Genomic DNA, 7330 nt, shown 5'->3' with positions numbered 1-7330 from the left:
TCAACGATCTGCTCTTTAACTCCCGGCTTTCGCGCTTCATAGCGGTAGGTAAGCTGGAATACACGGTGACAGCACTGACACCGGAAGCGTTCGCGCTTAGTTGGACTAAGGCCATGTCGATAAATTTCATCTGAATGGCAGCGAGGACAATGAACAGAAACTGTAACCACGTGGAAACCTCAAATAGAGGCAGAATATCACAAAAGTCAACTATTTGAAGGCATTACCTGGCAATTAAAGCGTCGTACTTCAGCTTTTTAGGAGAATTAGGCTTTAATGAGCTTTGTTTTACGCTTAACAGTTTTTGGGCGTAAGTGACATCCTTCTCTCGTAGTTTTCCCTTAGACATGTTATGGGCTAATTTTGCCGCTGAGTCAGTACTTTTAAGACAATGGGCTTTTACATGATGGAAGGCATGGTTTAATATTTTCATTTTCACCTCTGGGTTAATGTTGAGATGAAAATATATCGGCTTTCTTGCTAAAAAAATAAAATAAAACGGAACCGGTGAGAAATTAACGCTTATATTGAATAATTACATTATTCGCTTTAAAATAAATAATATAATTATTCTAAGACTATACCATACGCTTACGAAATTAATTAAACCCTGATTTAATGCGCGATAATATTAAAGCCCCAAGCGCGGCTTATTGTACGTTTACAATGTTGGCTTTTGAATGCTATTTATGATGATAAGGTGATGGACGACACTATTTTCTGAACCCATAGGGTTGAACGCAAAGGCAGACATCCGCTTACCGGCCCGTTTCGTTCATTCCGTTACAGCCTGGACGTGCCCGGAGAAAGGCGTGTTTCAGTCATCATTTTTCTCCAGGGGGTGCTTGTGGAGCGAGGGGTGGGCTTACGGTGAATGACCGTGATGCGCTGTTAATCATGCCATGAGATTAACAGCGCCTTCGCAGGCGGGCTCTTTAGATTTAATCCGCGGCATAGCCGGCGGCCGGCAGGGGCGCGCCGTCCAGCCAGGCAACGTTATCACGCAGCGACAACCGGCCCGTTAGCAGCCAGTTGATGACCAGCGGATAAATGGCGTGCTCTTGGGTTTTCACCCGTTGCGCCAGTATCTGCTCATCGTCTTGCGCAAAAATGGGCACCCGCGCTTGTAAAATCACCGGGCCGCCGTCCAGTTGGTCGGTGACGAAATGCACCGAGGTGCCGTGCTCGGCATCGCCATTGGCGAGCGCCTGGCGATGGGTATGTAATCCAGGATAGCGCGGCAACAACGAGGGATGTACGTTGAGCATGCGGCCGGCATAGCGCGCGACAAAGGCCGAGGTCAGAATGCGCATAAAGCCGGCGAGGACGATGACCGCCGGCGGGTAGCGGTCGATAAGGGCGGCGAGCGCCCGATCGTAATCTTCACGGCTGGCGAAATCCGCCGGGTTAAGCGTCTTGGCCTCGATCCCGGCGGCCGCGGCACGCGTCAGCCCGTAGGCGTCGGCGCGATGACTGATGACCGCGGCGATCCGCGCCGCAATCTTACCCTGCTGGCAGGCATCAATCAGCGCCTGCAGGTTGCTGCCTTCGCCTGAAATCAGCACCACCAGGTGTTTCATCAGCGGATAATCACCTGGTGCTCGCCGTCAGCGGGCTGAATTTGGCCGAGCACCCAGGCGGTTTCGCCCAAGTCGGCCAGGATAGCCAGCGCTTTATCGGCGCTGGCCGCAGGCACGGCAATGACCATGCCGACGCCGCAGTTAAAGGTGCGGTACATTTCATGGCGACTCACATTGCCGGCCTGCTGCAGCCAGCGGAAAACCGCCGGCCATTGCCAGCTGTTTTCATCAATCACCGCCTGGGTACCGGCCGGCAGAACGCGCGGGATGTTTTCCCAGAAGCCGCCGCCGGTCAAATGCGCGATAGCATGTACCTCGGTCTGCGCGATAAGGGACAGCAGCGACTTGACGTAGATGCGCGTCGGCGCCAGCAGATGGTCCGCCAGCGATTTGCCTTCTACCTGCGTTTGTTCGGGGTCGGTCTGGCTGAAGGACAAAATCTTGCGTACCAGCGAGTAGCCGTTGGAATGAGGGCCGCTTGCGGCCAGCGCCAGCAAGGTATCGCCGGTCTGCACCTTGCTGCCGTCGATGATGTCCGCTTTTTCCACTACGCCGACGCAGAAGCCGGCGACGTCGTAGTCCTCGCCGTGGTACATGCCGGGCATTTCCGCCGTTTCACCGCCGACCAGCGCGCAGCCGGACTGTTTACAGCCCTCGGCGATGCCGGTTATCACCGCGGCTGCGGTATCGACGTCCAGTTTGCCGGTGGCATAATAGTCGAGGAAAAACAGCGGCTCGGCGCCCTGAACCACCAGGTCGTTCACGCACATTGCCACCAAATCGATGCCGATGGTATCGTGGCGTTTCAAATCCATGGCCAGACGCAGTTTGGTACCGACGCCGTCGGTGCCTGAAACCAGAATCGGCTCGCGGTATTTCTGCGGTAGCGCGCACAGCGCACCGAAACCGCCCAGCCCGCCCATCACTTCCGGGCGTTTGGTCTGTTTCACAACACCTTTAATACGGTCTACCAATGCGTTGCCGGCATCGATATCCACACCTACGTCTTTGTAACTGAGAGAGGTTTTGTCGGTCACTGCAAGATCTCCACGGAGATAACCGGTTGCTTGAAATGGGGCGCCGCCAATTCTAACAGCGTGGGCAATCGTTTGCGAGAGCTGTTGCATTCGCGCCGGCCTTTTTGTTGACTATAGTAATTCCATTAAAGCCTTGATCAGGATCAGGCAAATTCGTATGGCGCGGCGGGGAAAAGGGGTTATAATCTCGCGATTTTTTTTGACCGTTCAGTGCCCTAGGGGAGAGATAACATGAAGATCGTTGAGGTTAAACACCCGCTGGTGAAACACAAGCTGGGGTTGATGCGCGCTCACGATATCAGTACCAAACGCTTTCGCGAACTGGCATCGGAAGTGGGTAGCCTGTTGACCTATGTCGCGACCGCCGATATGGAAACCGAAAAGGTCACTATCGAAGGTTGGTGCGGGCCGGTTGAAATTGATCAAATTAAAGGAAAAAAAATTACCGTTGTTCCGATCCTGCGGGCCGGGCTCGGCATGATGGACGGCGTTTTGGAAAATCTGCCCAGCGCGCGTATCAGCGTGGTTGGCGTTTACCGTGATGAAAACACCCTGACGCCGGTACCTTATTTTCATAAGCTGGTGTCGAGCATCGATGAGCGCATGGCGCTGGTGGTGGATCCGATGCTGGCGACCGGCGGCTCGATGATCGCCACTATCGATTTATTGAAAAAAGCCGGCTGCCCCTGTATTAAGGTATTGGTGCTGGTGGCGGCGCCTGAAGGCATCGCGGCGCTGGAAAAGGCGCATCCCGACGTGGAACTTTACACTGCGGCTATCGATAAGGGACTTAACGAAAAAGGCTATATCATGCCGGGCCTGGGTGACGCGGGCGATAAAATCTTTGGTACCAAATAACCCCGAACCGGCCATTGAGTCGGTTTTTTTTGACCCTGAATTCTGAGGAAAGTCACCATGACCCGTCGCGCCATCGGGGTGTCGGAACGCCCGCCGCTGCTGCAAACCATCCCGCTGAGTCTGCAGCACCTGTTCGCCATGTTTGGCGCCCACGGTGCTGGTGCCGATTTTATTTAAAATCAACCCCGGTACCGTCCTGCTGTTTAACGGTATCGGCACTTTGCTGTATCTTTTCATCTGCAAGGGCAAAATTCCCGCCTATCTCGGCTCCAGCTTCGCCTTCATCTCGCCGGTATTGCTGCTGTTGCCGCTGGGCTATGAGCTGACGCTGGGGGGCTTCATCGCCTGCGGCGCGCTGTTCTGCGTGGTGGGGCTTATCGTGAAGAAGGCCGGAATCGGTTGGATCAACGTCATCTTTCCTCCCGCCGCCATGGGGGCTATCGTGGCGGTTATTGGTCTGGAGCTGGCCGGCGTCGCGGCCAATATGGCGGGCCTGCTGCCGAGCGCCGATGCGCCGGTGGACGGCACCACGGTGGCCATTTCCATGGCAACCCTCGGCGTCACGGTGCTGGGCTCGGTGTTGTTCCGCAGTTTCCTGGCTATCATCCCCATCCTTATCGGGGTGCTGGCGGGCTATGCGCTGTCCGCCGCGCCCTGGTTTCTCCTGCCGACGTTTTACCATCCGCGCTTTGAGTGGATGGCCATCCTGACTATCCTGCCGGCGGCGCTGATGGTGATAGCCGAGCATGTCGGGCATCTGGTGGTGACCGCCAATATCGTGCAGCGTGATTTATTGCGCGACTCGGGCCTGCACCGCTCAATGTTCGCCAACGGCGCGTCAACGCTGTTATCCGGCTTTTTCGGCTCGACGCCGAACACCACCTACGGGGAAAATATCGGCGTCATGGCGATAACCCGCGTTTACAGCACTTGGGTTATCGGCGGCGCGGCGATCCTGGCGATTGCACTGTCCTGCGTTGGCAAACTCGCGGCGGCGATTCAAGCGGTGCCGGTACCGGTAATGGGCGGCGTGTCGCTGCTGTTGTACGGCGTCATCGCCGCATCCGGCATCCGGGTGCTCATCGAGTCGAAGGTGGATTATAATAAAGCGCAAAACCTGATTTTGACCTCGGTAATTCTGATTATCGGCGTCAGCGGCGCGAAAATTCATCTCGGCGCCGTCGAACTGAAGGGCATGGCGCTGGCGACCATAGTGGGTATCGCGCTGAGCCTGATATTCCGTGTTATCACGTTACTGCGCGGCGAAGAGAAAATTCTGGAACCCGATGAAGGCACGCCCTCCTGATGGCCGCACCGCGCCGACCTCCCGGCGCGGTAAAGTTATGGTAAACTGGAAAGGATCTTTGCCAGAACGCAAGAGGTACATCTGAACACGCCGGCGCAGCTTTCTTTACCGCTCTATTTACCCGATGACGAAACTTTCGCCAGCTTTTATCCCGGCGAAAATGGCGCGTTGCTGGCGGCGTTGCAGGGGATGCTGGACCGCGAACACGGCAGCTACCTTTATTTCTGGTCGCGTAAGGGCGGTGGCCGCAGCCATTTGCTGCATGCCGCCTGCGCGGCGCTATCGGCGCGCGCAAAGGCCGTAGGTTATGTGCCGCTGGACAAGCGCACCTGGTTTGTACCGGAGGTGCTGGAGGGCATGGAGCAACTGGCGCTGGTGACCATCGATAATATTGAATGTATCGTCGGCGACCCGCCGTGGGAAATGGCTATTTTCAACCTCTATAACCGCATTCAGGAAACTGGGCGCACCCGGCTTATCATCAGCGGCAATTGCCCGCCCCGCCAATTGAATCTCAGCTTGCCGGATTTGGCCTCGCGCCTGGATTGGGGGCAAATTTATCGCCTGCAGCCGCTTTCCGATGAGGAAAAGGGCTATGCCTTGCAAATGCGGGCGAAACTGCGCGGCTTTGAATTGCCGGAGGACGTCAGCCGTTTCTTGCTGAAAAGATTGGAAAGGGATATGCGCACCTTGTCGGCGACGCTTGATCAGCTGGACCATGCCTCTATCCGCGCCCAGCGCAAACTGACCATTCCCTTCGTGAAAGCGATTTTAAATCTGTAAGGCGTGCATTTTTACTCTGCATCGGCAGGATGAGCCGGTGCGCGGCTTTCTTTATCTCTTTCGTAAAGGGCGTTGGCGCTCTTCGCTTACTGAATGTTGCGTTCCACGTTCCACAACCTGCGTTCCGTATTCTGCGTTCTGCATTTCGCAACCTGCGTCCCGGGTCTTGCGTTCTGTATCCAGCGTACTGCGTTCCACAACCTGCGTTCCGCATGCTACGTCCTGGGTTCCGTATTCTGCGCGCTGCATTTCGCAACCTGCGTCCTGGGTCTTGCGTTCCGCATCCAGCGTACTGCGTTCCACAACCTGCGTCATGGGAATTGCGTTCCACATGACACGCCGTGCATCCTGCGTGGCGTGTCATGACGTTGGCCGAGCCGACCCCTAAGGCATAGGTATCTACACATCAGGGAGGAGGCTTAAGAGCAACTCTCGCTAAATGAGTAAGTTCTTCCAGACTATATTCCGATAATAATTTTAGTGTATTCAACAAGATGGATAGGCCAGCGAGCAGAGCAGGAGCGCTCTCTCTGCGGCCTCGCTTTTGCTGTCGTCCTGACAAGCGACATATCAGCTGGCGGGCTGCCGCATTTTCTTCTCCTTCAGCGCGTTGCAGCCGCCATACCAGAACAGCAGCCATACTGGCTATTAACAACCTGCGTAGTACGGCTGGCGCGCTGCGCTGAAGCCATGTTTCTACGTCATGTCCGGCACCTTTCAGCAACTTAAAAAATGATTCAATATTCCAGCGCCAGTAATACCAACGAGCTACTTCCTCGCAGGTGATCTCGCTGCAAACGTTTGTAAGCAGCGTCCAGCGTCCCACCACATTACCGAGATCATCCGTAAGCCGAACAACAACCAATCTGACCGTCAGAGGCTCTCCAGGTTGGATTTTTATGCGGCGGCCGGTTTCTTTATCTTTACGCTTCTGCTGCGCAGCTCGGGTTATGACTATCGAGGTTTCACTGATTTCCATATCAGCTTTTTTCCCTTTCCAGTCTACCTGTCCGCATCCGTTGTATGGCAGAAGAGCAGCAATCTCACCAATTTTCAATGAATTACCTTGCCACTCTGCACCATGTCCTTCTTTTCCTCGGATAAGCCAGCATATTCCTTGAGTACTCAACGTCCGCATATGTCCAATAGAGTCACCCTCTCTATCAATTATATGAATCAGCTTTTTACCTATATTAAGCGATTCCACACGGGCAATATCGGTCGTCAAGGCGTCCATATGTGTCTGCCGTTCGGACAGTCCTTCCGCCAACGTTGAATGACAACCGGTTGCATCGGTAAGTGTCTGAGATAGAGGCGCTATTGGCAAACCCGTGCCAGCATCAACCAGCAAGCTGCTTTGAAGTTCATATCCAACATCGCCACCGTGCGTCATTTTTAAGCGTCCGTATTTGGCATGATGGTAAAGAAATTGTAAACGTGACCAATCATGAACAACGAGAGCGTATGGATGCGGGCTAAGCGAAATTTGCTCAAGTGCTAGCGAAATAATTGGCTCATTGAGTTGACTGAAGCTAATTCGCTTATTATTCAGAAAACGCCAGACAGCTTGGGTAGTTGCGAAAGTTGATTTTTGAGCACTTGCGAGGTCTTTAACCGCAGAAGCAAGAAGAGCCGCGGGCGTCATATGCTGTTTAACCAGCGTCTGATATCGGCGGGTAAGGCGAGAGTCAATCCCGCCAACAGATAGGTTGAAATCATTCTGCAAAGTAATAACAGGTATCACGATAAATGTGTAGATACCTATG

Annotated in this window: 6 protein-coding genes and 1 pseudogene; 3 read left to right on the top strand and 4 right to left on the bottom strand. The window is 54.3% G+C overall.

Annotated features, from left to right (window positions below):
- The 3 genes from CINSTRO3249_RS10855 to purM all read right to left on the bottom strand — a co-directional run.
- On the bottom strand, positions 1-170 hold a 170-nt coding region (locus tag CINSTRO3249_RS10855; protein ID WP_143146886.1), incomplete at its 3' end, for an IS1 family transposase.
- A gap of 771 nt (positions 171-941) precedes the next feature.
- Complete coding sequence (gene purN, locus CINSTRO3249_RS10850; RefSeq protein WP_074013296.1) at positions 942-1580, bottom strand: phosphoribosylglycinamide formyltransferase; 639 nt, start codon at positions 1578-1580, stop codon at positions 942-944.
- Entirely contained in the window at positions 1580-2617 is a 1038-nt protein-coding gene (purM, locus tag CINSTRO3249_RS10845; RefSeq protein ID WP_074013295.1) for a phosphoribosylformylglycinamidine cyclo-ligase, read from the bottom strand. The genes purN and purM overlap by 1 nt, the downstream gene beginning before the upstream one ends.
- Before the next feature lie 231 nt (positions 2618-2848).
- Between purM and upp the strand changes: the two genes are divergently transcribed.
- The 3 genes and pseudogenes from upp to hda all read left to right on the top strand — a co-directional run bounded on the left by upp (position 2849) and on the right by hda (position 5564).
- The gene (gene upp / locus CINSTRO3249_RS10840) at positions 2849-3475 is read left to right on the top strand and encodes a uracil phosphoribosyltransferase (RefSeq protein ID WP_011411555.1); all 627 of its coding nucleotides are present in this window, start codon (positions 2849-2851) and stop codon (positions 3473-3475) included.
- A 57-nt stretch (positions 3476-3532) separates the two neighbouring features.
- Positions 3533-4781: pseudogene (uraA, locus tag CINSTRO3249_RS10835) on the top strand (uracil permease).
- Between the two features lie 54 nt (positions 4782-4835).
- A complete protein-coding gene (gene hda / locus CINSTRO3249_RS10830) occupies positions 4836-5564 on the top strand; it encodes a DnaA inactivator Hda (RefSeq protein ID WP_074013294.1) in 729 nt (242 codons plus the stop codon).
- Positions 5565-5970: 406 nt separating this feature from the next.
- On the opposite strand, the gene CINSTRO3249_RS10820 is transcribed toward hda, so the two are convergent.
- Positions 5971-7330: flagellar biosynthesis protein FlhF (locus tag CINSTRO3249_RS10820; protein WP_254304262.1), on the bottom strand; the 1360-nt coding region annotated here is incomplete at its 5' end.

It is taken from the genome of Candidatus Sodalis sp. SoCistrobi (genome assembly GCF_900143145.1).
Classification (GTDB): domain Bacteria; phylum Pseudomonadota; class Gammaproteobacteria; order Enterobacterales; family Enterobacteriaceae; genus SoCistrobi.
The sequence above is the reverse complement of the archived record's forward strand: the minus strand, read 5'-3'. Positions and strand labels throughout refer to the sequence as shown.

Excerpts from the sequence above, each read along its gene's own strand:
- purN (WP_074013296.1), bottom strand. The coding sequence starts at position 1,580 with ATGAAACACCTGGTGGTGCTGATTTCAGGCGAAGGCAGCAACCTGCAG.
- upp (WP_011411555.1), top strand. The coding sequence starts at position 2,849 with ATGAAGATCGTTGAGGTTAAACACCCGCTGGTGAAACACAAGCTGGGG.